Source organism: Mesorhizobium sp. B3-1-9 (assembly GCF_006439595.1).
Taxonomy (GTDB): domain Bacteria; phylum Pseudomonadota; class Alphaproteobacteria; order Rhizobiales; family Rhizobiaceae; genus Mesorhizobium.
Genome location: NZ_VFTJ01000015.1, coordinates 76,274 through 101,354, shown reverse-complemented (window position 1 = coordinate 101,354; position 25,081 = coordinate 76,274). Strand labels below are relative to the sequence as shown.

Genomic DNA, 25,081 nt, shown 5'->3' with positions numbered 1-25,081 from the left:
CGAAACGGAAACCGGAGGTTGGAAAGCTGCACCAATTCCACCTTCGGACGTTGTACGGGAAAGAGCGGAGGCTTGCCGCAAGCGACGCTTGCCGTTACTGCGGAAGGAGACTCGAAAAAAAAATCCACCATTCCAAAGGTAATGATGGCGAACGCAGCGTCAATGCGCGAGGAAGCGGAAACCATTGCCGTCAGGGCTCTGGGCTTCGTCGCCGCCGATCCCGAACTTCTGCCCCGCTTCCTGGCGATCACAGGCATCGAGGCGAACTCGATCCGGAGGGCCGCCGCGGAGCCCGGCTTCCTTGCCGGCGTCCTGCAATTCATCCTCGCCCACGAGCCGACGCTGCTGCGCTTCGCCGAGGAGACCGGCACGCCGCCAGCCGCCGTCAGCAAGGCGCTGCGCGCGCTCCCGCTCGGCAACGACGACCACGAGCGTTCTACATGAGCGACGATCCCGAGACGGCGCGGCAGATCGAAGAGCTTGCCGCCGATGACCGGCCGCTGCTGGTGCTCGACGTCGACGACGTCGTGCTGGAATTCATCCGGCCGTTTCCGCACTACCTGAAGTCGCGCGGTTTCGGCCTGACGCTCGCTTCCTTCCGATTGACCGGCAACATCGCCGAGACGGCAACCGGCCGGCTGATCGAGCAACCCGAGGTGACGGCGCTCCTCGGCGAATTCTTCGATGCCCAGGCGGATTGGCAAAGCATCGCCGACGGCGCCGCGGATGCGCTGGCGATGCTCGGCCGAAGCGCCGAGATCGTCATGCTGACCGCCATGCCGCACAAGCACCGCGACGTGCGCCGCGCGCATCTCGATGCGCTGGGGCTCAATTATCCGCTGCTGACGACGGAAATGGCCAAGGGACCGGCAATCGCGAAACTGCGCGGCGTCAAGGGCCGGCCCGTCGCCTTCGTCGACGACCAGCCCTCCAACCTGATCTCGGCGCGCAATTCCGTCGCGGATGCGCACCTCTTCCATTTGATGGCCGACAACGCGCTGCGCGCCTTCTTGCCGCCAACGCCGCAAGACATCATCTCGGTCGAGGACTGGCGTGAGGCGGCGCCAAAAATCGCCAGCGCTCTCGGGCTTTAACCCAAGCGCTCAGGGCTGCAGCTTCGCTCCGGCCCCGCCATTGTCGCCGCCATCCGTATCGTCGCCCCCACTCGAATTGTCGGTTCCGTTCGAGCCGTCATCACCACCCGAGTCGTCCTGACCCGCGCTGTCGTCCTGGGCGGCATCCGGCCCCTTCAGCATGGCGCCGTTAACCTTGACCGAGCCGTCGGCTTTCGTGTCGATCACCCACTCCAGGCGGCCATCCGGCAATGTCTTGCCAAATCCCTTGACGGCCAGCGCAAATGGGAAGGCTTGCGCCATCTGCTCATCGCTCTTGGCCGCTTCCTTCAGGGCATCGACGATCTTGTCGTAGCCGGCGACGTCGATGGTCATGGTCGCGTCGGGCTTCTCGCCGGGAAAAGTCATCTCACCTTCCAGCGCGACCTCGATATCGCCGTTCTTCACCGTGCTGTGCCCGATCACGACCTTCGGATTCTTGGCCTTGAAATCGGCGACCAGAGCCTTGCCGAATTCATCCGACAGCGGCGGATTCTTATTGAGATCAAAGGCTTCGATCGCCTTTTTCGCCATCGTATCGAGATCGATATTGGTGCCGCCGAAGTTCAGATCGATGTCGGTTGGCAGCAATGGGACGGTCCATTCCGGCAGGGTCTGTCGCGGAATTGTCAGGCCGGCAGCCTTGATCTTGTAGTCGACCTTGCCGTTCTGGGAGACGCCGTCCATGCCGAATGCGGTGCTGAATTGCGCGGCCCCGAACTTGCCGACAGGGCTCTCCACCTCGAAATCCTTGAAGCCGTAGTTGCCGTCGACCCTTTCCCAGATGGGCAGCGCGGCCAGCATGAGCGATTTGAGCTCAGCCTGGTTCGCCTTGAGTTTGGCTTCGTCCTCGTTGGCCACGGCAAAGGCAAGCAGGTCGAGCAGTGGCTTCGTCCGCACGCCTTTGCCCTTTGCATCCACCGAAAGTTCCGGCGTTTTCAAGGTGAGCGGGAAATTCATTCCGCTGTTGGGATCGTCGATCTTGATCTTCTCGACGAAGTCCGAAACTTTCTGGGTGGCCGTGAAGTCGACGCCGCCATTGGCGGATTTGGTCGCCGTAACGGTGGCGGTGCCGGCGCCGGTCGAGACATCGGCCTGCTGCTTGGCTTCCCGGGACGTCATGGTCATCCCGGCCAACGAGCTGGTGGCATTGGTGAAGGCGGCAAGCGCCGGATCGTAGACGCTGGTCAGCTTACCGTCCTTGATCGTGAACTCCATGCTCTGACGGCCTTCCGGCCCATCGAACTCGAGGGACGCACCCTGCGAGAAATTCGACGAGACGTCCCAGGATCCGTCGCTGCGCGGCTTCACCATCAAGGCATATGGCGCCATGTCGAATTTGAGGAGCTTCTGCTCCGGCAGCGCATTGACGAGCGATTTGACGTCAAACGCGATCTTGTAGGCGTCGCCCTCGACCGAAACCTTGAGCACGCCCTTGTCGAACGCCTGCTTGCCGAAATAACGCGCCAGATTGTCGGACAGCTCCTTGGCGCCTTGATTGTCGACAGTCTGGGCAAAAGCCGGCGCGCTGAGCGCAAGGGCAAAGGCAAGTGGCAAAATACGCTTCACGTCGGTTCTCCGTGATCTCGGAAAGATGTGCTTCTGGTAGGCAAGAAGCGTTACAGCCGCAAGACGCCGACTGTAAGCCAAAAGCGCATCCGGCTAAAGCACCAGCCGCATCAGCGGCCGGCCGGGCTTGCGTTCGACAAGCCTCTGGAAGCCGGCCTTCTCGAACACCCGCGACGAGCCGACGAAAAGCCCGATCGAGCGCGAATCGCGCGACAGGTCGATCGGGCAGGCCTCCAGCAGCCGCGCGCCGTTCTCGCGCGCGAAGGCGATGCCGCCCTCGACGAGACGATGCGTGACACCCCTTCCCCTCGCCTTGACGCGAATAAAGAAGCACGAGATCGCCCACACGTCCGGATCGCCGGCATCGGCCGGATCGACCGGCGCCGAGCCCCTGCCCTGGTTGTTCCATTCGGGCACGTCGGCGCGCGGCCCGATCTGCATCCAGCCGACGGCCTTGCCGTCCTCGAGCGCCAAAAGCCCCGGCGGTGGGCCCGTTTCGATTCGCGCCTTGATGAGATCCTTGTTGCGCTCCTTGTCGCTGGCGCGCCGTTGCGCCGGCGCCAGCCGGAAATGCGTGCACCAGCACCCGTAACAGGCGCCCTGCTTGCCGAAGAGGTCCTCGAAATCGGGCCAGCGCTCGGGGGTCAGCGGTGCTATGGTCGTGCTCATGCGTTCTCCCCAGGCCAAGCTTGTTGCCAGCCTTGCGCTGTCGTACCATTGCATCTGTTCTCTTTATGTTCGCAGCGATGGCGGCTCCTGTCAACAATCCCGAACACGGTTTTTGCCGTGACTGCCTGGCTTTCCAGCGCTCCGAGACGCGTCGCTGCGATCGCTGCGGCAGCCCGCGCCTTGTCCGCCACGCCGAGCTCTACCGGCTCAAGATCGCCCATATCGACTGCGACGCCTTCTACGCGGCGATCGAAAAGCGCGACAACCCGGCACTGAAGGATAGGCCAGTGATCGTCGGCGGCGGCCGGCGCGGCGTCGTCTCCACTGCCTGCTACATCGCCCGCATCCAGGGCGTGCGCTCGGCCATGCCGATGTTCAAGGCGCTCGAACTGTGCCCCGAAGCGGTGGTGATCCCGCCCAACATGGAAAAATATGTCGGCATCGGGCGCGAGGTCCGCGCGCTGATGCTGGCGCTGACGCCGCAGGTCGAGCCGCTGTCGATCGACGAGGCCTTTCTCGACCTGGCTGGCACCGAGCGGCTGCACGGCATGCCGCCGGCGCTGGTGTTGGCGCGCTTCGCGCAGACGGTGGAAAAGGAGCTTGGCATCACCGTTTCGGCAGGCCTCTCCTACTGCAAATTCCTGGCCAAGATCGCCTCGGATTTCCGCAAGCCGCGCGGTTTTTCGGTGATCGGCGAAGCCGGGGCGCCAAGCTTCCTCGCCGCGCAGCCGGTGACGATGATCTGGGGCGTCGGCAAGGCGCTTGCCGCGACGCTGGAGCGCGACGGGATCCGCATGATAGCGCAACTGCAGCGCATGGAGCGCGGCGACCTGATGCGCCGCTACGGCGTGATGGGCGACCGGCTCTATCGCCTGTCGCGTGGCGAGGACGATCGCCCGGTCGACCCCGGCGGCGATGCCAAGAGCGTCTCTGCCGAAACCACCTTCGACGCCGATATCGCCGCCTTGGCGGAACTGGTGCCGGTGCTTCGCGGCCTGTCGGAAAAGGTCTCGGCGCGGTTGAAGAAATCAGGCATTGCCGGGCGCACCGTGGTGCTGAAGCTGAAGACGCAGGATTTCAAGCTCCGCACCCGCAACCGCCAGCTCGGCGACCCGACCCGCCTGGCCGACCGCATTTTCCAGACCGGGCTCGATCTGTTGCGCCGCGAGGCCGACGGAACAAAATTCCGCCTGCTCGGCATCGGCGTCAGCGACCTCTCCGACGACGAAAAGGCCGATCCGCCGGACCTGGTCGACATGCAGTCGCGCAAGCGCGCGCTGGCGGAAGGCGCGATGGACACGCTGCGCGACAAGTTCGGCAGGAAAGCCGTCGAGACCGGCTACACATTCGGCAAGGGCCGCGCCGCCAATCCGCCCGAGCCGCTGGAGGATTGAGGGGTCAGGTCCGCTTGAGGTCGATCCGGCTCGTCACCACCATCTTGCCGGTTGCCGGATCCATGTCGGTCACCGTCATGCGCATATTGTCCGGCCCGGTCTTCTCGACCGTCAGCTCCGCGTCGCGGTCGCCATTGACGATTTTCGCCCAATGGATGTCGAGGTTGATCGCATCGCCCTTGCGGCTTCCGCTGAGCCCGGCACGCCCGCTGCGCGAGCCGATATAGCTGCCGGTGTAGCTCTCCCCGCTGACCTTCAGGTCGGCGCGGATTTCGCGCGACATGATCAGCAGCGCGCGGCAGGTGCCGTCAAGCGACAGCGAGTCCGCCGTCGCGTCCGAGGTGAAGGTGCAATTGATGTTCATCACCGGCGTGTTCGTCCTGATCCTGACCGTTCCCTTGCCGGAGAACTTTCCCTGCAGCGAGCGCAGGAAAGCCGCCTCGTCTGCATGCGCGCCCGTCGAGCAGAAAAGACAGGCGGCGGCCAGCAAAGCAGCAGTCGATTTCATCAAGACGTCCCCTCTTGCGATCATAGCCTTCCGATGAAGCGTGGACTTAACGGGTGCCCAGGCGCCAGGTTCCGCCGCGGCGATGACGGTTTTTTTCACACCCGATCCGCTGGCCCAGTGGAATGACGCCACTAACGGTTGCGGCCCGGGTCCGGGCTTGCGACATAGGGCCCCAAATGGCGCCCGCTCCCTCGATCCCAAAAGCCGCGTTCTGGATGGCTCTGTCAATCGCCTCGATGCTGGCGATGTCGGTTGCCGGCCGCGAAACGACAGCCGAGCTCAACGTCTTCCAGGTGCTGGAGCTGCGCTCGGTGATCGGTTTCTTCATCCTTTTGCCGCTGGTGATGATGAGCGGCGGTTTTGCCGCGATGCGCACCGAGCGTCCGTTCGCCCATATCGCCCGCAACATGATCCACTATACCGGCCAGGCCGCCTGGCTCTACGCGCTGACGCTCATTCCGCTCGCCGTGCTGATCTCGATCGAGTTCACCACGCCGATCTGGACAGCGATCCTCGCCGTCAGCTTTCTGGGGGAAAGACTGTCCCGGTCGAAGCTCACGGCGATCGTGCTTGGTCTGATCGGCGTGGTCGTCATCGTGCGCCCAAGCGCCGGTTCGATGGACCCCGGCCACGTCGTCGTCCTGGGCGCCGCAGTCTGCTTCGGCATCTCGATGGTGCTGGTGAAGTCGATGACCAAAACCGAAAGCGTGGTGCGCATCATCTTCTGGATGCTGATCATCCAGTCGGTGGTTGGCTTGATCCCCGCTCTCTATAGCTGGCACAACCCTTCGCCAGGGCTCTGGCCGTGGATCTTCGTCATCGCCTTCACCGGCATGTCGTCGCATTTCTGCCTGGCGCGCGCTCTCACCCACGCTGACGCCACGATCATCTCGCCGATGGATTTTTTGCGCGTGCCGCTGACGGCGCTGGTCGGCTGGCTGCTCTATCACGAGCAGATCGACGTCTTCACCGCCGGCGGCGCCGCCCTGATCCTCGCCGGCAACTTGCTCAATTTGCAGCGCAAGACACCGCAAGTGGCAGAGGCGGAGGCGGCAACGCCCTGAGCTAGACCAACTCCACTTCCACCACGCCCTGCACCGCGCGCATGGCAGAGGCGATTTGCGGCGAGACGCGATAATTACCCAAGCCGATCTCAACCTCGCCCTGCGCCTCTCCCTTGAGAACGATGATGCTGACTTGACTGTCGCCACGCTGTTTGAGCTGCGATTGAATGATCGATGATGGTCCATCGTCTCTGACAAAAATGCGTAGCGCTTTCTGGATGCGGCTGGCTTCGTCGTCCAGTGATTGCACCGAGTTAATGCGCAGATTTACGCCCTCAGGCCTGTCTTCGGCTGCAACCATAATCACCACCGAACTGCCGGGCTCCAGCATGTCGCGATACTGCGCCAGGCCCTCGGAAAACAGCACCGCCTCATACTGTCCCGTCGTGTCGGAAAACTGCACGACGCCCATCTTGTTTCCGGTGCGGGTCTTGCGCTCCTGCTTGGAGGTGACCGTGCCGGCGAGGCGTCCGGCCGCGGCGCCACGTTTGACCGCAGCCGAGAATTCCGCCCAGTTCTGCACCCGCATCTTCTGGAGTGCCGCCTTGTACTCGTCGAGCGGATGAGCCGAGAGGTAGAAGCCCACCACCTGGAACTCGCGGTGCAGACGGTCCGCGGCAAGCCACGGATCGGTCGCCGGCAGGTTGAGCGCCTGCGATTGGCTTCCAAGCGATGCGCCGAAAATGTCGGCCTGGCCGGAAATGGCGTTCTGCTGCGCCAGCGAGGCCAGGCCCATCATGCGCTCGACTCCGGCCATCATCTGGGCGCGGTCGTGGCCGAAGCAATCGAGCGCGCCTGCCATGATCAGGCTTTCGAAAACGCGCTTGCCGACGATCTTCGGATCGACGCGCTCGCAAAAATCGGCAAGGTTCTTGAACGGCTTCTGGCCACGCTTCTCGACGATGTGCTCGACCGCCGCATCGCCGACGCCTTTGAGCGCCGCCAGCGAATAGAAGATCTTGTTTTCGCCGACCTCGAAGGGACGGAAACTCGACATCACCGACGGCGCCACCACCTCGATGCCGAGGCGCATGGCGTCCTGGCGGAAATCGGCCAGCTTGTCGGTGTTGCTCATGTCGAGCGTCATCGACGCCGCCAGGAACTCGACCGGGTAATGCGCCTTCAGGTAGGCGGTCTGGTAGGAAACGACCGCGTAGGCCGCCGCGTGCGACTTGTTGAAGCCGTAGTCGGCGAACTTGGCCAGGAGGTCGAAGATGAAATCGGCCTGCGGCTTTGAGACGCCGCGCTCGACCGCGCCGGAGACAAAGCGCTCGCGCTGCTTGTCCATCTCGGCGCGGATCTTCTTGCCCATGGCGCGGCGCAAAAGATCGGCTTCGCCGAGCGAATAGCCGGACAGCTCCTGCGCGATCTGCATCACCTGTTCCTGGTAGACGATGACGCCTTGGGTCTCCTTCACCAGATGGTCGATCTTGGGATGGATCGAGGCCATCTCCTCCTCGCCATGCTTTCTGGCGTTGTAGGTCGGGATGTTCTCCATCGGACCGGGGCGATAGAGCGCCACCAGCGCGATGATGTCCTCGATGCAGTCCGGCCGCATGCCGATCAGCGCCTTGCGCATGCCGGCACTTTCAACCTGGAACACGCCGACCACCTCGCCGCGCGACAGCATGGCGTAGGTGTCTGGGTCGTCGAGCGGGATCGTCGCGAGATCGATGTCGACGCCGCGCCGGCGGATCAGCTTCACCGCGGTCTCCAGCACGGTCAGCGTCTTCAGGCCGAGGAAGTCGAACTTCACCAGGCCGGCCTGCTCGACATATTTCATGTTGAACTGGGTGACCGGCATGTCCGAGCGCGGATCGCGATACATCGGCACCAGTTCCGACAAAGGCCGATCGCCGATGACGATGCCCGCGGCATGCGTCGAGGCGTGGCGGTAAAGGCCTTCGAGCTTCTGCGCCGTGTCGAGCAGCGTCTGCACGATCGGTTCCTTCTCCGCCTCCTCCGCAAAGCGCGGCTCGTTGGCGATGGCATCCGCCAGCTTGACCGGGTTGGCCGGGTTCTGCGGCACCATTTTGGAGAGCTTGTCGACCTGGCCGTAGGGCATTTGGAGCACACGGCCGACGTCGCGCAGCACGGCGCGCGCCTGCAGCGTACCGAAGGTGATGATCTGCCCGACCTGGTCGCGGCCGTATTTCTGCTGGACGTAGCGGATCACCTCCTCGCGCCGGTCCTGGCAGAAGTCGATGTCGAAGTCCGGCATCGAGACGCGGTCCGGATTGAGGAAGCGCTCGAACAGCAGCGAGAAACGCAGTGGGTCGATGTCGGTGATGGTGGTTGAATAGGCGACCAGCGAGCCGGCGCCCGAACCGCGGCCCGGCCCGACCGGAATGCCTTGCGCCTTCGCCCATTTGATGAAGTCGGCAACGATCAGGAAGTAGCCCGGGAACTTCATCTTCTCGATGATGCCAAGCTCGAATTCGAGCCGTTCGCGATATTGCTCGACCGTGTAGCCGGGCGTCGGCCCGTGCGCGGCAAGCCGCGCCTCCAGCCCTTCGCGCGCCTGGCGGGCGAGCTCGACCGCCTCCGCCTTCTCGGCCGCGTCCTTGTCTGCGGCGTCGGCGCCGGTGAAGCGCGGCAGGATCGGGCTGCGGTTCTTCGGGTAGTAGGAGCAGCGCATGGCGATCTCGACCGTGTTGTCGATCGCTTCCGGCAGGTCCGAGAAGAGCCGCGCCATATCGGCCTGGCTGCGCAGGAAATTGTCCGCGGCGAGCCGCCGGCGGTTGTCGGCGGCCACCACCGAGCCCTCGGCGATGGCGATCAAAGCGTCATGCGCCTCATAATCGTCGCGCTTGGAGAAGAACGCCTCGTTGGTGGCGACCAGCGGCAGTTCATGCGTGTAGGCAAGGTCGACCGTCGACTTCTCGACCATGCGGTCATAGCCGGCGACCCGTTCCAGTTCGACATAGAGCCTGTCGCCGAACAGGTCTTTGAGGAAGAGCAGCCGCTGTTCGGCGAGATCGCGCCGGTCGGCCTTCAGAGCGGTGCCGATCGGGCCGCGCGGCCCGCCGGTGAGGCAGATCAGGCCATCGCTTCTGCCTTCCAGCATCGTGCTGGTCAGGTGCACCGGCTCGCCGGGCGGCGTCTCCAGATAGACCTTGCTGATCAGCCGCACGAGATTGGCATAGCCGGCCTCGCTGGCCGCGATCAGCACGACAGGCGACATTTCCGGTCCATGCCGGCGGCGGTCTCGCTGGCCGTCGCTCGCCTCGCCGGAAAACGCGAGATCGACCTGGCAGCCGATGATCGGCTGGATGCCGTCCTTGACCGCCTTCTGGGCGAATTCGAGCGCCCCGAACAAATTGTTGGTGTCGGTGACCGCGATCGCCGGCGCCTCGTCCTTGACGGCATGGCCGACGATCGCGCCAAGCTGCAAGGCGCCTTCCAGCAGCGAATAGGCCGAATGCACGCGCAAATGGATGAAGGTCCGCGCCGGCGCTTCCGGCCGCGCGGCCTTCACGGCAGCTTCGCGCTGCAACGGGTCGCGAGGAAGTCGTTCATCCGCCATATTTTTTCGCGCCGTCCCAAAGACTCAAATCCATGCAGATGTATTGTCCCGGACGGGGCCATGCCAGTCCAGCACAATCGACCCACAGACCACAGGCTTGCGGCCCCGTATCGCCTCGTCTCAGGCGAACTCCATGATCACCGCATCGACCGCCAGGCTGTCACCCGGCTTAGCGTTGAGCTTGGCAATGGTGAGGTCGCGTTCGGCGCGCAGCACGTTCTCCATTTTCATGGCCTCGACCACGGCCAGCGTCTCGCCGGCCTTGACCTCCTGGCCCTCGGCCACGGCGATCGAGACGACGAGCCCAGGCATCGGGCAGAGCAGCATCTTCGAGGTGTCGGGCGGCAGCTTTTCCGGCATCAGCCTTTCGAGCTCCGCGGTGCGCGGCAGCATGGCTTGAGCCGTCACCGACATGCCTTTCCAGGCGATGCGCAAACCGTTCAGCATCGGGCGGATCTGGGCGGCGATGTTCTTGCCGCCAACCGTGCCCTGCCAGATCGCGTCGCCCGGCCGCCAGTCCGAAGCGACGGTCAGCGGCCTGCCGCCATCGATCGACAGATCGACCTCCATCGGGATGGAAACCATGCCGTCGACGATTTCGACCGGAAGATAGTCAGCGTCGATCTTCGCCACCCAATCGCGCTTGAGATGGCCGGAATGCGGCGCCAGCCGGCCGCTCAGGCGGTCGAGCCGGTCGCGGCGCAGCAGTTCGATCGCGGTTGCAACGGCGGCAAACACCGCCCTCTCCCCGCCATCGGGCTCGACCGGCGCGAAGCCGTCCGGATATTCCTCCGCGATGAAGCCGGTCGACAGCCGCCCCTCGCGCCAGCGCGGGTGCTGCATCAGCGCCGAAAGGAAAGGGATGTTGTGTTCGATGCCGTCGACGACGAAACTGTCCAGCGCCTCCGACATGGCGTCGATCGCCTCAAGCCTGGTCGGCGCCCAGGTGCAGAGCTTGGCCACCATGGGGTCGTAGAACATCGAAATTTCCGACCCTTCGGCGACGCCGGTATCGTTGCGGACCACGACATCGCCGAACGTGCCCTCCTCCGGCGGCCGGTAACGGGTCAGCCGGCCGATCGAGGGCAGGAAGTTGCGGAAAGGATCCTCAGCGTAAAGGCGGCTTTCCACCGCCCAGCCGTTGAGCTTCACGTCGCTCTGCTTGATGTCGAGCTTTTCGCCGGCGGCGACGCGGATCATCTGTTCGACCAGGTCGATGCCGGTCACGAGCTCGGTCACCGGGTGCTCGACCTGCAACCGCGTATTCATTTCAAGGAAATAGAAGTTCTTGTCCTTGTCGACGATGAACTCGACCGTGCCGGCGCTCTGGTAGTCGACGGCCTTGGCCAGTGCCACCGCCTGCTCGCCCATCGCCTTTCTGGTCTTGGCATCGAGGAATGGCGACGGCGCCTCTTCGACCACTTTCTGGTTGCGGCGCTGGATCGAGCATTCGCGCTCGCCGAGATAGAGCGCGGTGCCATGCGCGTCGGCCAGCACCTGGATCTCGATGTGGCGCGGGTCGACGACGAACTTCTCGATGAAGACGCGGTCGTCGCCAAAGGAGCTTTTCGCTTCCGAACGCGCCCGGTCGAAACCGTCGCGCACTTCGGCCTTGCTCCAGGCGATGCGCATGCCCTTGCCGCCACCGCCGGCGGAGGCCTTGATCATCACCGGATAGCCGATCTCGCCGGCAATCCGTTCGGCATGGTCGGCGTCTTCGATGACGCCCAGCCATCCAGGCACCGTCGAGACCTTGGCCTCGCTGGCGAACTTCTTCGATTCGATCTTGTCGCCCATCGCCTTGATGGCCTCGGGCTTCGGTCCGATGAAAGCGATGCCTTCCCTCTCCAGCGCCTCGCAGAAAGAGGCACGCTCGGACAGGAAGCCATAACCCGGATGCACGGCTTCCGCGCCGGTCTCCTTGCAGGCGGAGATGATCTTCTCAGGGACCAGATAGCTGTGTGCCGCCGGCGAAGATCCGATATGCACCGCTTCGTCGGCCATCTCGACATGCACGGCATCGCGGTCGGCATCCGAATAGACCGCGACGGTGGCGATCCCCATCTTTCGCGCCGTCTTGATCACACGGCAGGCGATCTCGCCGCGATTGGCGATCAGGATTTTCTTGAACATTCGGATGTCGTTCCTCCGGCGAAGCGGTCCTGTTCTATGGACAATTCCGGCCCGCCTCAAGTGCCCGGGGGCCACCTCCCACCGCTGGCGCCGATTGCGGAAACCGCGCCGAAAAACGTCGCAACAGACGTTGGCCGCCAGCGCGGAACTCGCTAAGCTTGCCCGTGACGCCGAACGGATGGCAGGCTGCCATTCGCCACGAACAGCTTGCCGTTAGCTGAAACTTACAGTTTGCCCTGGGAGGACTGCCTCATGAAAACGCGTGCCGCCGTTGCCGTTGCCGCCGGAAAGCCGCTTGAGATCATGGAGGTGGACCTCGAAGGGCCGCGCGACGGCGAGGTGCTGGTCGAGGTCAAGGCGACCGGCATCTGCCATACCGACGAGTTCACGCTCTCGGGCGCCGACCCGGAAGGGCTGTTTCCGGCGATCCTCGGCCATGAGGGCGCCGGCATCGTCGTCGATGTCGGCAAGGGCGTCACCTCGGTCAGGAAGGGCGACCATGTCATCCCGCTCTATACGCCCGAATGCCGGCAGTGCCCGTCCTGCCTGTCGCGCAAGACCAATCTGTGCACCGCCATCCGCGCCACGCAGGGCCAGGGCTTGATGCCCGACGGCACCTCGCGCTTTTCGATGGGCAAGGACAAGCTGTTTCACTATATGGGCTGCTCGACCTTTTCCAACTTCACCGTGCTGCCCGAGATCGCGGTGGCCAAGGTCAATCCCGACGCCCCCTTCGACAAGATCTGCTACATCGGCTGCGGCGTGACGACCGGCATCGGCGCCGTCATCAACACCGCCAAGGTCGAGCAGGGGGCGACGGCGGTCGTCTTCGGCCTCGGCGGCATCGGCCTGAATGTCATCCAGGGGCTTCGCCTTGCCGGCGCCGACATGATCATCGGCGTCGATCTGAACAACGACAAGAAGGCCTGGGGCGAGAAGTTCGGCATGACGCATTTCGTCAATCCGAAGGAGATCGACGGCGACGTCGTGCCTTACCTGGTCAACCTGACCAAGCGCGGCGCCGACCAGATCGGCGGCGCCGACTACACGTTCGACTGCACCGGCAACACCAAGGTGATGCGCCAGGCGCTGGAGGCCTCGCATCGCGGCTGGGGCAAGTCGGTCGTCATCGGCGTCGCCGGCGCCGGCCAGGAGATCTCGACCAGGCCGTTCCAGCTGGTCACCGGGCGCAGCTGGATGGGCACCGCCTTCGGCGGCGCGCGCGGCCGCACCGACGTGCCAAAAATCGTCGACTGGTACATGGAAAAGAAGATCCAGATCGATCCGATGATCACCCACACGCTGAAGCTGGAGGACATCAACAAGGGCTTCGACCTCATGCATGAGGGCAAGTCGATCCGCAGCGTCGTGGTTTACTGAGGAAAAACAAGCCGCCGACCTATGGCCAGCGACTGAAGTTGCACAGGTTCAACAAGGGAGGAACTCATGCCTGAAAAACTGCATCCAAAGATCGACAATGGCTTGCCGAGGGAGAGCGCGAGCTTTGCCGGCGGCACGCTGGTCTGCCTGTGCACCAGCAATCCGGTGAAGGTGAAGGTCAAGGGCCAGATCGCCCACAACCACGCCTGCGGCTGCACCAAATGCTGGAAGCCGGACGGCGCCATCTTCTCGGTGGTTGCCGTTGCCGGCAGCGGCGACGTCACGGTCACCGAGAATGGCGACAAGCTGAAGGTGGTCGATCCCTCAGCCCTCATCCAGCGCCATGCCTGCACAAGCTGCGGCGTCCACATGTACGGCCCGGTCGAGCGCGACCATCCCTTCAAGGGCCTGTCCTTCATCCATCCCGAGCGCTTCGAGGAGGACGGCTGGTCGCCGCCGGGCTTCACCGCCTTCGTCTCCTCGATCATCGAATCCGGTGTCGATCCGAGCCGCATGGACGGCATCCGCGCCCAGCTGAAGTCGATCGGGCTCGAGCCCTATGACTGCCTCAGCCCCGGCCTGATGGACTATATCGCCACCTGGACCGCCAAGAAGTCGGGCGCCTTGGCGGCCTGACAAATCCTGCGATTTCTGCCATGGGGCTGGCTGACACGCCGGCCCCATGTTTGTTTGGAAGTAACGATGCCCGCACCCGTTGTCTACGTCGATGCCGACGCCTGCCCGGTCAAGGCCGAGGTCGAGAAGGTCGCGGAGCGCCATGGCGTCATCGTCACCTATGTCTCCAATGGCGGCCTGCGGCCGTCGCGCGATCCGATGGTCCGCAACGTCGTCGTCTCCAAGGGCGCGGACGCGGCGGACGACTGGATCGTCGAGAATGCCAAGGCCAACGACGTCGTGGTGACGGCCGACATTCCACTTGCCGCGCGCACGGTGGCGCTCGGCGCGCATGTGCTTGGCCCCACCGGCCGCCCCTTCACGCCGGAAACCATAGGCATGGCGGTGGCGATGCGCGACCTCAAGCAGCATCTGCGCGAAACCGGCGAGAGCCGGGGGTTCAACGCCAGCTTCACGCAGAAGGACCGCTCGCAGTTTCTCGGCGAGCTCGACCGCATCTTGCGGCGGGCTTTGAAATCCGTCACACCGGACTGATCCAACGTCTTCAGGGGCCTCGGGCCATGGGTGAGGATCGCAACACGCCGATGCATCGGCACATGCAGTTCGCCCTCGCCGCGGCCATCGGCATCGTCGCGCTGCTTCTTGCCTTGTTGCTGCGCGCGCCGCTGCCCTACTCGATCGGCGCCAATGTGTTCTTCGCCAGCTATATCGCCCTGGTGCTGGCCCTGATGCCCAGCCTTACCGGGCGCTATCTCAGCAAGAACGCGCGCGCGACCGACCTGCCCGTCTTTCTGATCTTCGCTGTCACGCTCTTTGTCGTCGGCGCCGCCATCGTGTCGCTGTTCCTGCTCATCAACCAGAAGGATGCCGCTCATCCCCTGCAGCTCGCCTTCGCCATGCTGTCGATCCCGCTCGGCTGGTTCACCATCCACGCTATGGCGTCGCTGCACTATGCGCATGTCTATTGGAAGGATGGCGACGAGCTCGACGAGAAAACCCAGAAGAAGATGCCGGTCGGCGGCCTCGATTTTCCGGGCGGCAAAAGACCGGAAGGCTGGGACTTCCTCTATTTCGCGACGGTCATCGGCATGACGGCACAGACGGCGGACACGGCCATCACCACCTCGCAGATGCGGCTGGTCGTGCTCGTCCATTCGGTCCTGACCTTTTTCTTCAACACGGTGATCGTTGCCGCGGCGGTCAATCTCGCCGTCAGCCTGGGTTCTCCGTAATAAATCCGTGATCGCATGAAACAACGCTTTGCCTGACGGCGTATTGGGAGGAAGAACGCAAGCCGGTAAGCGGTGAGCGATGCAGGGCCGGAGACGAAGATGGAAGCCATTGCCAGGAACGAGCCGGTAGCAGAGGCCGATAAACCTGCGCCGAAAAATGGGCCGCTCATTTACCGGCAGTCGGGCTGGACCCGCCTTACCCATTGGCTCTGGGCTTTCTCGCTGTTCTTCATGCTGCTTTCCGGTCTGCAGATCTTCAATGCGCGACCGCAGCTCTATGTCGGCAAGCAGTCCGGCTTCGAGTTCAACAACACCATCCTCCAGATCGGCGCCGAGAATACCGCCAACGGACCGCGCGGTTTCACCGAAATCTTCGGCCATCGCTTCGACACCACGGGCGTGCTCGGCTGGTCGGGGCGGCCGGGACAAGAGACGCCGCGCGCCTTCCCGGCCTGGGCGACAATTCCATCCTATTACGATCTCGGCACCGCCCGCGTCGTGCATTTCTTCTTCGCCTGGATCCTGACCACAACGCTGCTCGTCTGGCTGATCGCCGGCCTGGTCAACGGCCATATCCGTCGCGATCTCGCCCCTCGCGTGTCGGACCTTCGCAAGCTGCCGCGCGACATCGTCGATCACGCCAAGATGAAGTTCCATCACACGCGCGAATACAACACGCTGCAGAAGATGGCCTATGGCGGCGTGCTCTTCGTGCTGCTGCCGCTGATGATCATCACCGGCCTGGCCATGTCGCCGAGCATGAATTCGGTGTTGCCCTGGCTGAATGAGATACTCGGCGGCAGGCAGACGGCGCGGACCATCCATTTCACCGTCATGGTGCTGCTCGTCCTTTTCTTCGTCATCCACATCCTGATGATTCTCGCCGCCGGCCCGATCAACGAGCTGCGCTCGATCATCACCGGCTGGTACCGCACCGACCCGCCCACGAAGCACGCCGAGCCGAGCGAGAGGAGCGCCTGACATGGCAAAATTCCAAATCAGCCGCCGCAAGTTCTTGACCGCCAGCAGCCTCGGACTGTCCGGGATCGCGCTGTCGGGTTGCGATGCCTTCGACAGCGGCCTCGGCATCGGTGGCGGCCTGCGCAGCTTCCTTGAGAACGCCAACGGCCTCACCTGGCGCGCGCAGCGCCTGCTTGCCGGCCGCGACGCGCTGGCGCCGGAATTCACCGAGGCCGATATCCGCCAGCCGCAGCGGCCGAATGGCATCACGGCGCCCGATGACGACACCTACAAGGGTCTGCTCGCCAACAATTTCGCCGACTGGCGCCTGGAGGTTTCAGGCCTCGTCGAAAAACCGCTGTCGCTGACTCGCGAGCAGCTCCAGAACATGCCGAGCCGCACCCAGATCACGCGCCACGACTGCGTCGAAGGCTGGAGCTGCATCGCCAAATGGACCGGCACGCCGCTGTCGTTGGTGCTGGACCAGGCGGTGGTCAAGCCGCAGGCCCGCTACGTCATGTTCCACTGCCTCGACACCATTGAGCAAAGCCTGTCCGGCAACATCAAATATTACGGCACCATCGACCTGATCGACGCCCGCCATCCACAGACGATTCTGGCCCATGGCCTGAACGGCAAGCCCTTGCCGGTCGAGAACGGCGCGCCGCTTCGCGTGCGGGTCGAGCGCCAGCTTGGCTACAAGATGCCCAAATACATCTACAAGATCGAGCTGGTCGACAGTTTTGCCAATGTCGGCGGCGGCCGCGGCGGCTACTGGGAGGACAATGGCTACGACTGGTATGGCGGGATTTGATGGTCCCTCGCCTGCAGGCCGAGCACGATCTGTCGCCCGTCGAATTGGCTGCCCTCGAGGAATGTCTCAACGGCGACAACCGACGCAAAACCGGCTGCGATGATGATCGGGGGTTGATCTTCGTGATCCGCGACGAGACCGGAGGCGTGATCGGCATTGCCGCCGGCTACTCGTGGGCAGGAACCGCCGAACTCAAATTGATGTGGGTCGATGAAGCCTATCGAGGCCGCGGCTACGGCAAGAAGCTGCTCGATGCTTTCACAGCCGAGGCCGCCAGCCGGGGCGTCGGGCGGGTATGGGTTTCGAGCCACGACTTCCAGGCGCCGGGCCTTTACGAAAAAGCCGGCTTCGAGCGCATGGCCGAGTTGCCGCAATGGCCCGAAGGCCATTCCAACGTCATCCTTTGCAAGACGATAGCCGCCCGGCATCGGCCGGGCGCGACGGAGGCTTAAGCAACCTTGTCGAGCAGCGGCCCCAGCGCCGGATGGATTTCCGGCGAAGCATGCTTGATCAGCGTCAGCAGCGCGCGCTCGTTGTCGCGCAGCGGCCGCCGGCCGCCGCCGACGCGCTCCGCCAGCCAGTTGGCCTCGCTCGCGTCGATCGTCTCGGCGCGGCGGGCAAGCGCTTCGGTGGCCCGGTTCCTGGCTTCCCATTCCGCCTCGATATCGCCGGGCGAATGGTAGGCTTCGAGGATTGCCGCGAACCCGCCCGAGACCATCCGGCTGAAGAAACCGCCAAGCGTCGGGCCTGCCTCGTCGAGGAAGGTCTCGTGGCGCAGCGCCACTTCCCGCGTCGGTGGCTCGTAGCCGGTCGAACACATGACATAGTTGGCGATCGCCTTGACGAAGAGGTCGTTCCAGGACGGATCGTTTTCGGCGGCCGCGGTCCGGTCGTTGATCCTGAACAGGACCTCCGCCTCGGCCTTGCTGATGGCGATGTTGCCGTCGCCGCCATAAGCATAGAGGATGCGCCGCAACAGATCGACCTCGGCCTTGGTGATCAGCCCAGGTACGAGATCGCCGAGCATCAACGGGCCTTTGCCGTCGATTACCGCATGCGCGACCTGTTCCAGCGCATAGGCCGAGAGCTGGCCGGGCGAGGATTTCGCTTCCTCCAGCACATGCACCAGCAGCTCCAGCTCGGTGCGGCTGTCGACCATGCCGTCGCGCGAGATCGTGGGGACCAGCCAGTCGGCATTCTGCTCGGAGATGTAGCCTTCCGGCTTTTCCTGGTGGACGATATAGTCGGTCACCGCCTCGACGAAGAACGGCGCCCATTCGCCGCATTTGTCTCGCGCCGTCTGGTCGAGCGCGAACAGCGCCTCCGCCTCGCCGCGACCCACCACGCCATCCGCGAAAACCTCGCGCCGCAGCATCGTCACGTCTTCGGCCGTGATCTTGTTCTTCGAGGTCAGCCCCGCCACCGGAGCGCTCATGATCAATTCGCCCATTTGCCGTCCCTGCCCGTCGCCCGCTGCCGGCGAACTCAGTGCATTACCCCACCGAGCTTTATCAGCATTGTCTTGAGAAACCGGCAAACGGCGTGGTTAGCGAAGCCTTGTCGGCCAATGCATATCGCCGAAACGCAGGGCACGCTTTAAATGTCGCTGGGAGGTGACAAGATGTCGCCGACGGGCTATGGATGGCGCGTCGGGGGCTCAGGCGACTGAGTCCTACCTGTTTGCGGGAGAGAGCAGCGCAAGCTGTCGCCGAAGGGGAAATCGCCCGAAATCTCTCAGGCAAAAGAACCGTAGACGGGAAAGACAACTCTGGAAAGTCGGGATTCGTCCCGCGCCGAAGGTGTAAGCGCTGCCGACAGAGTTACGGGGCGCGAGTCTCTCAGGCTTCAGACAGAGGGGCACGAATTAGGCCGCCACCGGCGGTCGATTGCGTGCGACTCTGGAGAAGACATGACAGGCGACGACACCAGACACCTACCCCTTGAGGATTTGCATCAGGCCGCGGGCGCGCGTTTCGGCGCCTTCGCCGGCTGGTCGATGCCGCTCACCTACCCGCCCGGCGTGATGAAGGAGCACCTTCACTCACGCGAGCATGCCGGCCTGTTCGACATCTCGCATATGAAGCTGTTCGAGGTCGGCGGTCCGGGAGCCATCGCATTGTTGAACCGCGCCTGCCCGCTCGATGCCGGCGCGCTGGACATCTCGCAGTCCAAATACACTTTCTTCCTCAACGAGGCGGCAGGCATCATCGACGACCTGATCGTGACCCGCCTGGGCGATGACCGGTTCATGGTGGTGGCCAACGCCGGCAACGCCGTCGAGGACGAGAAGCATCTGCGCGACCTCTCCGCCGATTTCGATGCCAAGGTCGACCCGCTTGACCGCGTCTTCCTGGCGATCCAGGGACCGGACGCCTGGGCAGCCCTTGCGCGGGCCGGCACCGAAACCGGCTCGCTGCTCTTCATGCACGGGGTCGAGCCCAGGCAAAACTGGTTCATGAGCCGTTCCGGCTACACAGGTGAGGACGGTTTCGAGATCGGCCTGCCGGAGAAGGATGCCCGCGATCTTGTCGCCAGACTCCTGGAAGACGAGCGCGTGCAGTGGATCGGCCTTGCCGCCCGCGACAGCCTGCGGCTCGAGGCCGGGCTTTGCCTGCACGGCCAGGACCTGACGCCGGAAATCGACCCGGCAAGCGCCGGACTGATGTGGGCGATTCCCAAGGAGGTTCGGGCCTCGGGTCATTTCATTGGCGCCGACGCGCTGCGCTCTGTCATCGAGCGTGGGCCGTCGCAGAAGCGCGTCGGCTTGAAGCCCGAAGGGCGTCAGCCGGTGCGCGCCGGCGCGGCGCTCATCGATGCCGACGGCAATCCGGCCGGCCACGTCACCTCGGGCGGCTTCGGCCCTTCGACCGGGCACCCCGTCGCCATGGGCTACGTCAACACCCCGCTGGCCAAGCCCGGCACGAAACTCTTCGCCGACGTCCGCGGGACGAAAATCCCGGTCGACGTCGCGTCCCTGCCCTTCACCCCACATCGCTACCGCAAAGGATAAGACCCAATGGCAAAGACCTATTTCACCGAAGACCATGAATGGCTGCGCGTAGAGGGTGGCGTCGCCACCGTCGGCATCACCGACTATGCGCAGGAACAGCTCGGCGATCTCGTTTTCGTCGAGCTGCCGGAAATCGGCCGCAAGCTTGCCAAGGGCGACACCGCCGTGGTCGTCGAATCCGTCAAGGCGGCGTCGGACGTCTACGCACCGGTCGACGGCGAGATCACCGAGGCCAACGCCTCGCTGTCGGCCGATCCCTCGCTGGTCAACTCGGCCGCGACCGGCGACGGCTGGCTCTGGAAGATGAAGCTCGCCAACGAAAACCAGCTCGACAGCCTCATGGATGAGGCCGGCTACAAAGCCCATATCGGCTGATATCAGGACATAAAGACATGACCGCAGCGCTTACTCCCTTCTCGGCCCGCCATATCGGCCCGGGCATCAACGATGTCAGAGCCATGCTTGCCGTGCTCGGCGTTCCGTCCGTTGAAACGCTGATCAGCCAGGCCGTGCCGAGATCGATCCGCCTCGACCAGTCGCTCAACCTGCCGGCTCCGGCCAGCGAAGCGGAAGCGCTGGCCGAACTGTCTGCGATCATGGCGAAGAACAGGGTGCTGAAAAGCTTCATCGGCGCCGGCTATCATGGCGTCTTCGTGCCGCCGGTCATCCAGCGCAACCTGTTCGAGAACCCGGCCTGGTACACGGCCTACACCCCCTACCAGGCCGAGATCAGCCAGGGCCGGCTGGAGATGCTGTTCAACTTCCAGACATTGGTGACGGAACTGACCGGCCTGCCGGTGGCGTCGGCCTCGCTGCTCGATGAAGCCACCGCCGTCGCCGAAGCCGTCGGCATCGCGCTGCGCCACCACCGCGACAAGCGCACCAAGGTGGCGCTTGCCGGCACGCCGCATCCGCAGACGCTGGACGTCGTGCGCACCCGCGCCGAACCGCTCGGCATCGAGGTCGACGGCGAGACGATCGACGACAACACCGCCGCCCTGCTCGTCTCCTGGCCGGACACGGTCGGCGTCTACGGCGACCACAAGGCGGCGATCGAGAAGGCCCATGCCGCCGGCGCGCTGGTCGTCTTCATCGCCGATCCGCTGGCGCTGACCCTCACCGACGCGCCGGCGAAGCTTGGCGCCGACATCGCCGTCGGCCCGATGCAGCGTTTCGGCGTGCCGATGGGCTTTGGCGGCCCGCACGCCGCCTACTGCGCCGTTTCCGACAAGCTGACCCGCCTGATGCCCGGCCGCCTGGTCGGCCAGTCGACGGACACCATGGGCCGCCCGGGCTACCGGTTGGCGCTGCAGACGCGCGAGCAGCACATCCGCCGCGACAAGGCGACCTCCAACATCTGCACCGCGCAGGCGCTGTTGGCCAATATGGCGACGGCCTATGCGATCTGGCACGGTCCTGCCGGCCTGCAGGCGATTGCCGGTCAGATCCACGGGTTGGCCGATCGCCTCGCCTCGGGCCTCAAGGCTGCAGGCGTTGCTGTGCTTGGCGCAAGCCGCTTCGACACGGTGACCGCGGAAGTGAAGGGCAAGGCCGCGGCAATAGAAGCTGCCGCTCAGAAGACCGGCCGGCTGTTGCGCGTCATCGATGCCGACTGCGTCAGTGTCGCCTTCGACGAGACTTCCACGGAAGCCGACCTCGAGGCGATCGCCGCCCTGTTCGGGGCCAAGCCCGGCGCGGCGGAAGGCGGCTCCATGCCTGGCAAGCCGCGCGGCAAGGAATTCCTCACCCAGCCGGTCTTCCACGACAACCATTCCGAAACCGAGATGATGCGCTTCCTGCGCAGGCTGGCCGACAAGGACCTTGCGCTCGATCGCACCATGATCCCGCTCGGATCCTGCACCATGAAGCTCAACGCCGCCGCCGAGATGATGCCTGTGAGCTGGCCGAGCGTCGCCAATCTGCATCCCTTCGCGCCGGCCGGCCATTGCGAGGGCTATCGCAAGATGGTCGGCGATCTGGAGGCCTGGCTGTCGGAAATCACCGGTTTCGACGCCGTCAGCCTGCAGCCCAATGCCGGCAGCCAGGGCGAATATGCCGGCCTGCTCGCCATCCGCGCCTATCACCGCGCGCGCGGCGAAGGCCACCGCACCGTTTGCCTGATCCCGTCCTCCGCGCACGGCACCAATCCGGCGAGCGCCGCGATGGCCGGCATGAGCGTCGTCGTCGTGCGTTGCCTGGACGACGGCAACATCGACATGGACGATCTGCGCGCCAAGGCCAACGAGCATTCCAAGAACCTCGCGGCGCTGATGTTCACCTACCCTTCGACGCATGGCGTCTACGAGGAAGGGGCGCGCCATCTCTGCGCGCTGATCCACGAGCATGGCGGCCAGGTCTATTTTGACGGCGCTAACCTCAACGCCTTGGTCGGCCTCGCCCGCCCCGGCGACATCGGCGCCGACGTCTGCCACATGAACCTGCACAAGACCTTCTGCATCCCGCATGGCGGCGGCGGCCCGGGCGTCGGCCCGATCGGCGTCAGGGCGCATCTGAAACCCTATTTGCCGGGCCATGTCACCGAAGGCTCGGCGCATGCCGTTGCCGCCGCGCCCTTCGGCAGTGCGTCGATCCTGCCGATCACGTGGATGTACATCCGCATGATGGGCGGCTCCGGCCTGAAGCAGGCGACCGAGACGGCGATCGTTTCCGCCAACTACGTGGCGACGCGGCTCGCGCCGCACTACCCGCTGCTCTACAAGGGCAGGAGCGATCGCATCGCGCATGAATGCATCCTCGACACGCGCGTGCTCAAGGAAAGCGCCGGCATCAGCGTCGACGACATCGCCAAGCGCCTGATCGACTACGGCTTCCATGCGCCGACCATGTCGTTCCCGGTTGCCGGCACGCTGATGGTCGAGCCGACCGAGTCCGAGCCCAAGCGCGAGCTCGACCGTTTTTGCGAGGCGATGATCGCCATCGCCGGCGAGGCGGCGAAAGTGGCGAAGGGCGAGTGGCCGTCCAGCGACAACCCGCTGGTCAACGCCCCGCACACCGCGGCGGAAGCGCTTGCCGGTGAGTGGAAGCATCCCTACTCGCGGCTGGAGGCGGCCTATCCGGCGGGCGACGCGGATCTGGCGGCGAAATACTGGCCGCCGGTCTCGCGCATCGACAATGTCGCCGGCGACCGCAACCTGGTCTGCTCGTGCCCGCCGCTGTCGGAATATCTCGGCGCCGCGGAGTAGCAGCCCAGGTTTTGCTCAGGCGGTTTTCAGGGCCGGCCCCACATCGGGCTGGCCCATTTCGGTCTGAGCGATGACGCGGTTGCGTCCTGCACGCTTGGCCGCATAAAGCGCGGCGTCCGCTTGCGCCAGCACCTCGTCGAGAGGGCGGCCGGCGGTCGAGCCGAATCCCACGCCGCCGCTGACGCTGCTGCGCAGCGGGCCGCGATGGGTCGCAACGATCTCGGTGCCGAAAGCGACGCCGATCCGGCTTGCCATGTCATGCGCCTTTTCCGGCGTCACGCGCGCCATGACGAGCGCGAATTCCTCACCGCCCAGCCGGAATGCGTCGACCCCTGCCCTGCCGTATTTCTTGATCACCGCCGCGAAGCGGCAAAGCACCTGGTCGCCGACGGGGTGGCCGAAGACGTCGTTGGTCATCTTGAAATGGTCGAGATCGAACATCGCGATCGCCATGAACGGACCGAAGCTGCGATCGCCGTAAAGCTCGGTGAGCGCCCTGCGGTTCATAAGGCCGGTCAGCGGATCGGTCATCGTCTCGGCCTTGAGTTCGATCTGCGCCTGCAGGTGGTGCAGCGAAAGCGTCAGCGCGCCGAGGCCGGTCATGCAGGCGACCGCGACGACGGAGTTCAGCCGTTCCGCCCAATTGTCGGGCGCGGCGCCCAGGACCCATTGCCCCTGGACGAGCAACACCGCGCCGCACAGCGCGAAGGACAGACCGCAGGCTCCGCTGAGGAAGGAGACGACCAGAAGGATCCGCCGGTCGTGATCCCCCTTCATCCAGAACATCGCCCCGATCGCCGCGAGCAGCGCCGTCACGGCCGCATAGGTGACCTGGAAGCCGATGCCGTCGAAGCCGAGATAGGTGACCAGAGCGCAGGCCGCCATCGCGGCCAGCGCCGGCACGATGGCGCGGCGGTAGTCGCGAAAGCCGAGATACTGCATGGCCGACAGGCAGATGATCAGGAAACCCAGGGTCAACAGCGCCAGCACGACCTGGCACAGCCAGGGATCGGCATCCTTGGCATAGCGCCAGAACGCGACGACATGGGCGACGAGCACCAGGGTGCCGCAGGCGACCGTGAGCACGAAGCGCGCCCGCGGCGTGGTGAGCCAGATTGCAAACATGGTGATGCTGAGGCATGTGCCCGACAGTGCCGCCGCGAGCAGGAGCGAACTGAAATCCAACATCCGTGAAGAACTGCCTCTAGCGTCTAACCGGTGCCCGTCCTCCAATGTAGGCTGACTGCGGCCGGCGCAAACCGTTTTCGGACAATGCCCAACGCTACCTCGACACAGGGTTTACAAAGCGTCGATATGTGAGGCGAAATCCCGTGACGATACACGGGAAACGAGAACCCGCAGACGGATCAGCCCTTGTCGAGCAGCGCCAGATTGGCGTTGACCACCGTCTGGTCGGCCATGCCGGCCTTGGCTTCGAGCAGCAGCGCGCGCGCCTTCTTCTTGTTGCCGCGCAGAAGCTGCGAATAACCCATATTGTTGACGATCTGCGGCTTGCGCCCGGCGACCTTCAACAGCTGCATGTAGGCGCGATCGGCGAAGTCGAAGCGGCCAAGCTCGTCATAGGACGCGGCAAGCCCCATCCAGGCCTCGGCATTGTCGGATTTGAGTTCTACCGCCTTGCGGAAATGCTGTTCGGCAAGGCCAAAATTCGCCTCGCGGAACTGCGCCTTGCCTTCAACGAGGTCGTCGGCGCTGACATCCTTGGCCACCGGCTGGATCGCCGTGGTCTTGGTCGTGTCGACGTTGTTGTTCGTCGTGCAGCCGGTAATCAACAAGACGGCCGCCAACGCCGCCGCTGCCCTGGGAAGTCTCTGACGCATGCCCCTGCCCCATCGCCCGATTTGCCGGGT

General features: G+C 64.4%; 22 protein-coding genes and 1 riboswitch. Of the genes, 14 read left to right on the top strand and 8 right to left on the bottom strand.

Going from position 1 to position 25,081, the window contains the following annotated elements:
- Positions 1 to 144: 144 nt before the first annotated feature.
- Both FJW07_RS23160 and FJW07_RS23155 read left to right on the top strand, forming a co-directional pair.
- Complete coding sequence (locus tag FJW07_RS23160) at positions 145 to 444, top strand: DUF3572 domain-containing protein (RefSeq protein ID WP_140858904.1); 300 nt, start codon at positions 145 to 147, stop codon at positions 442 to 444.
- Positions 441 to 1,094 (top strand): hypothetical protein, encoded by a 654-nt coding sequence (locus FJW07_RS23155; protein ID WP_140858903.1) that lies wholly within the window; start codon positions 441 to 443, stop codon positions 1,092 to 1,094. The genes FJW07_RS23160 and FJW07_RS23155 overlap by 4 nt, the downstream gene beginning before the upstream one ends.
- Before the next feature lie 9 nt (positions 1,095 to 1,103).
- On the opposite strand, the gene FJW07_RS23150 is transcribed toward FJW07_RS23155, so the two are convergent.
- Entirely contained in the window at positions 1,104 to 2,681 is a 1,578-nt protein-coding gene (locus FJW07_RS23150) for a hypothetical protein (protein WP_140858902.1), read from the bottom strand.
- A gap of 93 nt (positions 2,682 to 2,774) precedes the next feature.
- Positions 2,775 to 3,350 carry a GNAT family N-acetyltransferase gene (locus tag FJW07_RS23145; protein ID WP_140651184.1) on the bottom strand — a complete coding sequence of 192 codons (576 nt, stop codon included), beginning with the start codon at positions 3,348 to 3,350 and terminating at the stop codon, positions 2,775 to 2,777.
- 65 nt (positions 3,351 to 3,415) lie between these two features.
- Here FJW07_RS23145 and FJW07_RS23140 point away from each other — a divergent pair, with 65 nt between their 5' ends.
- Positions 3,416 to 4,744 carry a DNA polymerase IV gene (locus FJW07_RS23140; protein WP_140858901.1) on the top strand — a complete coding sequence of 443 codons (1,329 nt, stop codon included), beginning with the start codon at positions 3,416 to 3,418 and terminating at the stop codon, positions 4,742 to 4,744.
- A gap of 4 nt (positions 4,745 to 4,748) precedes the next feature.
- Here FJW07_RS23140 and FJW07_RS23135 read toward each other — a convergent pair whose 3' ends face one another.
- Positions 4,749 to 5,252, bottom strand: a complete 504-nt coding sequence (locus FJW07_RS23135) for a hypothetical protein (protein WP_140858900.1) — start codon at positions 5,250 to 5,252, stop codon at positions 4,749 to 4,751.
- 176 nt (positions 5,253 to 5,428) lie between these two features.
- Between FJW07_RS23135 and FJW07_RS23130 the strand changes: the two genes are divergently transcribed.
- Positions 5,429 to 6,316 carry a DMT family transporter gene (locus FJW07_RS23130; protein WP_140858899.1) on the top strand — a complete coding sequence of 296 codons (888 nt, stop codon included), beginning with the start codon at positions 5,429 to 5,431 and terminating at the stop codon, positions 6,314 to 6,316.
- 1 nt (position 6,317) lies between these two features.
- Here FJW07_RS23130 and dnaE read toward each other — a convergent pair whose 3' ends face one another.
- Both dnaE and FJW07_RS23120 read right to left on the bottom strand, forming a co-directional pair.
- Positions 6,318 to 9,842, bottom strand: a complete 3,525-nt coding sequence (dnaE, locus tag FJW07_RS23125) for a DNA polymerase III subunit alpha (RefSeq protein ID WP_140858898.1) — start codon at positions 9,840 to 9,842, stop codon at positions 6,318 to 6,320.
- A 120-nt stretch (positions 9,843 to 9,962) separates the two neighbouring features.
- Complete coding sequence (locus tag FJW07_RS23120) at positions 9,963 to 11,975, bottom strand: acetyl/propionyl/methylcrotonyl-CoA carboxylase subunit alpha (RefSeq protein WP_140858897.1); 2,013 nt, start codon at positions 11,973 to 11,975, stop codon at positions 9,963 to 9,965.
- A gap of 252 nt (positions 11,976 to 12,227) precedes the next feature.
- On the opposite strand from FJW07_RS23120, the gene FJW07_RS23115 reads away from it, so the two are divergent.
- The 7 genes from FJW07_RS23115 (at position 12,228) to FJW07_RS23085 (ending at position 17,449) form a co-directional block, all read left to right on the top strand.
- Positions 12,228 to 13,355: an S-(hydroxymethyl)glutathione dehydrogenase/class III alcohol dehydrogenase gene (locus tag FJW07_RS23115; protein WP_140651193.1), complete on the top strand. Its 1,128-nt coding sequence runs from the start codon at positions 12,228 to 12,230 to the stop codon at positions 13,353 to 13,355.
- A 66-nt stretch (positions 13,356 to 13,421) separates the two neighbouring features.
- Positions 13,422 to 13,991: an S-(hydroxymethyl)glutathione synthase gene (gene gfa, locus FJW07_RS23110; protein WP_140640289.1), complete on the top strand. Its 570-nt coding sequence runs from the start codon at positions 13,422 to 13,424 to the stop codon at positions 13,989 to 13,991.
- Between the two features lie 66 nt (positions 13,992 to 14,057).
- Complete coding sequence (locus FJW07_RS23105) at positions 14,058 to 14,525, top strand: YaiI/YqxD family protein (protein WP_140647814.1); 468 nt, start codon at positions 14,058 to 14,060, stop codon at positions 14,523 to 14,525.
- A 26-nt stretch (positions 14,526 to 14,551) separates the two neighbouring features.
- Positions 14,552 to 15,223, top strand: coding sequence for a DUF1345 domain-containing protein (locus FJW07_RS23100; RefSeq protein ID WP_140858896.1), 672 nt, complete (start codon positions 14,552 to 14,554; stop codon positions 15,221 to 15,223).
- A gap of 99 nt (positions 15,224 to 15,322) precedes the next feature.
- Complete coding sequence (locus tag FJW07_RS23095) at positions 15,323 to 16,204, top strand: cytochrome b/b6 domain-containing protein (RefSeq protein ID WP_140858895.1); 882 nt, start codon at positions 15,323 to 15,325, stop codon at positions 16,202 to 16,204.
- 1 nt (position 16,205) lies between these two features.
- On the top strand, positions 16,206 to 16,997 hold the full coding sequence (locus FJW07_RS23090) for a molybdopterin-binding protein (RefSeq protein ID WP_140858894.1): 792 nt from the start codon (positions 16,206 to 16,208) through the stop codon (positions 16,995 to 16,997).
- The gene (locus FJW07_RS23085) at positions 16,997 to 17,449 is read left to right on the top strand and encodes a GNAT family N-acetyltransferase (RefSeq protein ID WP_140858893.1); all 453 of its coding nucleotides are present in this window, start codon (positions 16,997 to 16,999) and stop codon (positions 17,447 to 17,449) included. The genes FJW07_RS23090 and FJW07_RS23085 overlap by 1 nt, the downstream gene beginning before the upstream one ends.
- Here the strand turns inward: FJW07_RS23085 and FJW07_RS23080 are convergent.
- Positions 17,446 to 18,447, bottom strand: coding sequence for a hypothetical protein (locus FJW07_RS23080; RefSeq protein WP_140858892.1), 1,002 nt, complete (start codon positions 18,445 to 18,447; stop codon positions 17,446 to 17,448). The genes FJW07_RS23085 and FJW07_RS23080 overlap by 4 nt on opposite strands.
- Positions 18,448 to 18,670: 223 nt before the next feature.
- A riboswitch (glycine riboswitch) is annotated at positions 18,671 to 18,757 on the top strand.
- Between the two features lie 149 nt (positions 18,758 to 18,906).
- Between FJW07_RS23080 and gcvT the strand changes: the two genes are divergently transcribed.
- From gcvT to gcvP, 3 genes are read left to right on the top strand one after another with little or no spacing between them, the layout of a single operon-like run.
- Complete coding sequence (gene gcvT / locus FJW07_RS23075) at positions 18,907 to 20,007, top strand: glycine cleavage system aminomethyltransferase GcvT (RefSeq protein WP_140858891.1); 1,101 nt, start codon at positions 18,907 to 18,909, stop codon at positions 20,005 to 20,007.
- A 6-nt stretch (positions 20,008 to 20,013) separates the two neighbouring features.
- Positions 20,014 to 20,382, top strand: a complete 369-nt coding sequence (gcvH, locus tag FJW07_RS23070; RefSeq protein WP_140858890.1) for a glycine cleavage system protein GcvH — start codon at positions 20,014 to 20,016, stop codon at positions 20,380 to 20,382.
- Between the two features lie 17 nt (positions 20,383 to 20,399).
- Entirely contained in the window at positions 20,400 to 23,210 is a 2,811-nt protein-coding gene (gcvP, locus tag FJW07_RS23065; RefSeq protein WP_140858889.1) for an aminomethyl-transferring glycine dehydrogenase, read from the top strand.
- A 15-nt stretch (positions 23,211 to 23,225) separates the two neighbouring features.
- Here the strand turns inward: gcvP and FJW07_RS23060 are convergent, their stop codons facing one another.
- Both FJW07_RS23060 and FJW07_RS23055 read right to left on the bottom strand, forming a co-directional pair.
- Positions 23,226 to 24,398 carry a GGDEF domain-containing protein gene (locus FJW07_RS23060; protein ID WP_140858888.1) on the bottom strand — a complete coding sequence of 391 codons (1,173 nt, stop codon included), beginning with the start codon at positions 24,396 to 24,398 and terminating at the stop codon, positions 23,226 to 23,228.
- A 179-nt stretch (positions 24,399 to 24,577) separates the two neighbouring features.
- Positions 24,578 to 25,051 (bottom strand): hypothetical protein, encoded by a 474-nt coding sequence (locus FJW07_RS23055; protein ID WP_140785980.1) that lies wholly within the window; start codon positions 25,049 to 25,051, stop codon positions 24,578 to 24,580.
- Between the last annotated feature and the right edge of the window lie 30 nt (positions 25,052 to 25,081).

Bases quoted from the DNA above. Each gene is read 5' to 3' on its own strand.
- gcvH (WP_140858890.1), top strand. From the start codon at position 20,014: ATGGCAAAGACCTATTTCACCGAAGACCATGAATGGCTGCGCGTAGAG.
- FJW07_RS23130 (WP_140858899.1), top strand. From the start codon at position 5,429: ATGGCGCCCGCTCCCTCGATCCCAAAAGCCGCGTTCTGGATGGCTCTG.
- FJW07_RS23160 (WP_140858904.1), top strand. From the start codon at position 145: ATGGCGAACGCAGCGTCAATGCGCGAGGAAGCGGAAACCATTGCCGTC.
- FJW07_RS23100 (WP_140858896.1), top strand. From the start codon at position 14,552: ATGGGTGAGGATCGCAACACGCCGATGCATCGGCACATGCAGTTCGCC.
- FJW07_RS23145 (WP_140651184.1), bottom strand. From the start codon at position 3,350: ATGAGCACGACCATAGCACCGCTGACCCCCGAGCGCTGGCCCGATTTC.
- gcvT (WP_140858891.1), top strand. From the start codon at position 18,907: ATGACAGGCGACGACACCAGACACCTACCCCTTGAGGATTTGCATCAG.
- FJW07_RS23135 (WP_140858900.1), bottom strand. From the start codon at position 5,252: ATGAAATCGACTGCTGCTTTGCTGGCCGCCGCCTGTCTTTTCTGCTCG.
- FJW07_RS23140 (WP_140858901.1), top strand. From the start codon at position 3,416: ATGTTCGCAGCGATGGCGGCTCCTGTCAACAATCCCGAACACGGTTTT.
- gfa (WP_140640289.1), top strand. From the start codon at position 13,422: ATGCCTGAAAAACTGCATCCAAAGATCGACAATGGCTTGCCGAGGGAG.
- FJW07_RS23095 (WP_140858895.1), top strand. From the start codon at position 15,323: ATGGAAGCCATTGCCAGGAACGAGCCGGTAGCAGAGGCCGATAAACCT.
- dnaE (WP_140858898.1), bottom strand. From the start codon at position 9,842: ATGGCGGATGAACGACTTCCTCGCGACCCGTTGCAGCGCGAAGCTGCC.
- FJW07_RS23155 (WP_140858903.1), top strand. From the start codon at position 441: ATGAGCGACGATCCCGAGACGGCGCGGCAGATCGAAGAGCTTGCCGCC.
- FJW07_RS23115 (WP_140651193.1), top strand. From the start codon at position 12,228: ATGAAAACGCGTGCCGCCGTTGCCGTTGCCGCCGGAAAGCCGCTTGAG.
- FJW07_RS23105 (WP_140647814.1), top strand. From the start codon at position 14,058: ATGCCCGCACCCGTTGTCTACGTCGATGCCGACGCCTGCCCGGTCAAG.
- FJW07_RS23060 (WP_140858888.1), bottom strand. From the start codon at position 24,398: ATGTTGGATTTCAGTTCGCTCCTGCTCGCGGCGGCACTGTCGGGCACA.
- gcvP (WP_140858889.1), top strand. From the start codon at position 20,400: ATGACCGCAGCGCTTACTCCCTTCTCGGCCCGCCATATCGGCCCGGGC.
- FJW07_RS23055 (WP_140785980.1), bottom strand. From the start codon at position 25,051: ATGCGTCAGAGACTTCCCAGGGCAGCGGCGGCGTTGGCGGCCGTCTTG.
- FJW07_RS23120 (WP_140858897.1), bottom strand. From the start codon at position 11,975: ATGTTCAAGAAAATCCTGATCGCCAATCGCGGCGAGATCGCCTGCCGT.
- FJW07_RS23090 (WP_140858894.1), top strand. From the start codon at position 16,206: ATGGCAAAATTCCAAATCAGCCGCCGCAAGTTCTTGACCGCCAGCAGC.
- FJW07_RS23085 (WP_140858893.1), top strand. From the start codon at position 16,997: ATGGTCCCTCGCCTGCAGGCCGAGCACGATCTGTCGCCCGTCGAATTG.
- FJW07_RS23080 (WP_140858892.1), bottom strand. From the start codon at position 18,447: ATGGGCGAATTGATCATGAGCGCTCCGGTGGCGGGGCTGACCTCGAAG.